This is a genomic window from Streptomyces sp. WM4235 (assembly GCF_001279725.1).
Classification (GTDB): Bacteria; Actinomycetota; Actinomycetes; order Streptomycetales; family Streptomycetaceae; genus Streptomyces.
Map to the genome: position 1 here is coordinate 1 of NZ_LGDE01000158.1, position 2023 is coordinate 2023.

Consider the following 2023-nt stretch of genomic DNA (forward strand, 5'->3'; position numbering starts at 1 on the left):
GGGCCCCGGGGCGGGCCCGGGAGCCCCCCGACCCCCCCCCCGGGGGGCCCCCGGGGGTTCCCGGCCGGGGGGGCGCGGGGTCGGAAAACCCCCCCCCCGATCCCCGCCATGCCCCTGCCATGTCCCCCCCGCCCGGTGACACGCTCGCTCCGCGCCGCCACCACACCCGGCCCCGGCCCCCGGCCCACCCGGCCCGGCCCCCAAAGGAGCAGCCCGAGTGACCACCTTCACCCGTCTCGCCGTCCTCCTCGGCACCGCCGCCACCCTCACGGCCCTCACCGCGACCGCCACCGCCGCGGGCACCGCCCCCGGAACCACCACCGCAGGCACCACCACCCCGCAGGGGACCACCACCACCGCAGGCACCACAGGCACCGCACCCGGAACCCCCGCCACCCCGCAGGGAACCGGGCGCAGTCAGTACGCCGGCACCGTGCCCCTCTCCACCACCCGCGTCGGGACCACGTACCAGCTCCGCGACCCCTCGCGCGGCGATCAGCGCACGCTCGACGCCCTCAACCAGACCTCCGGCCCCGGGGTCCTCTTCACCGACGCCGACAACGTCTGGGGCAGCGGCACCGCCGCGAACCGGCAGACCGCCGCCGTGGACGTCCAGTACGGCACCGCCGTGACCTGGGACTTCTACCTGGCCGCCTTCGGCCGGGCCGGCGTGCGCGGGGACGGTGTGGGGACCACCTCGCGCGTCCATTACGGCACGAACTTCGGCAACGCCTTCTTCGACGGCAGTTGCGCCTGCGTCAGCTACGGCGACGGTTCCGTTCCCGGCCGCCCGCCCACCAGCCTCGACGTCGTCGGCCACGAGCTCGCCCACGGTCTGACCGCCTCCACCGCCGGCCTCGGGTACTCCGGGGAGCCGGGCGCGCTCAACGAGGGCACCTCCGACATCCTGGCCACCGCCGGGGAGTTCTTCGCCGACAACAAGGTCGACATCGGCGACTACCTCCTCGGCGAGCGCGCCTTCGACGGTCCGCCCCACCGCATGGACCGCCCGAGCGCGGACGGAGTCTCCCGCGACTACTGGTCCCGTGACCTCGGCTCCCTCGATCCGCACGCCGCCTCGGGTCCCGCCCGGCACTTCTACTACCTGCTCGCCGAGGGCAGTGGCCCCAAGGTGATCAACGGCGTCTCCTACGACTCCCCCACCCACGACGGTTCCAAGCTGCTCGGCATCGGCCGCGAGGAGGCCACCCTCATCTGGTACCGGGCTCTCACCCGGTACATGACCTCCACGACGAACTACTCCCGCGCCCGCGCGGCCACCCTCCAGGCCGCGACCGAACTGCACGGCGCGGGCAGTGTGCAGGTCGCCCGGGTCGCCGCCGCGTGGACGGCCGTCAACGTCCGTTGATCAACGGGCCCTCCCGGGGCCCCGGCGCCGGGAGGGGCGCGCCCGTGACACCATCGGGTACGTGCTCGACATCGGTTACTCCCTCTCCCGGCGCTTCCCCGACCCCCCGCAGACCGACTACCGCTCGGCGGACGTCCACACGCTGCGCCACGACCTGTTCTGCGGGGACGTCTACCTCGCCGACACCCACGCGGACCGGGAAGTGTCCACAGCCTGGGGATGGGTTCCGGTACTGGACTTCGCCTGGGCGCTCTGCGACATCGTCGAGCAGCTCGACCAGGACCCGCGCGGAAGCCGTTCCGCCAACCGGCAGTACGCCGAACTGGACTTCACCGAGTCCAGCGACCGGATGCTGTTCGAGCGCCGCTTCGGCTGGGTGGACATCGAGGCCGACTGGATGCCGGCCGAGGAGGACCCGCTGACCTTCACGCACCGCCTGTTGCGCCGCGAGGCGCGGGACTTCCTGCACGACGTGATCGCGGACCTCGTCGACATGCACGACGGGCTCGGCGACAACCCGGTCATCTGGACGCTCCAGTCCCGCTTCCCCCGCGTCCCCGCGTAGCCCCGCGAGCCCGACGGCCCGCGTAGCCCGACGGCCCCACCCGCGCCCCCGCGTAACCCGGCGAGCCCACCCGCGCCCCCGCGTAGCCC

The 2023-nt window shown here is 74.1% G+C and carries 2 protein-coding genes; both read left to right on the forward strand.

The window, feature by feature from the left end:
• Positions 1–217 precede the first annotated feature (217 nt).
• Positions 218–1369 carry a M4 family metallopeptidase gene (locus ADK55_RS13870; RefSeq protein ID WP_053678536.1) on the forward strand — a complete coding sequence of 384 codons (1152 nt, stop codon included), beginning with the start codon at positions 218–220 and terminating at the stop codon, positions 1367–1369.
• A gap of 61 nt (positions 1370–1430) precedes the next feature.
• Positions 1431–1934 carry a hypothetical protein gene (locus ADK55_RS13875; RefSeq protein WP_053678538.1) on the forward strand — a complete coding sequence of 168 codons (504 nt, stop codon included), beginning with the start codon at positions 1431–1433 and terminating at the stop codon, positions 1932–1934.
• Positions 1935–2023 lie beyond the last annotated feature (89 nt).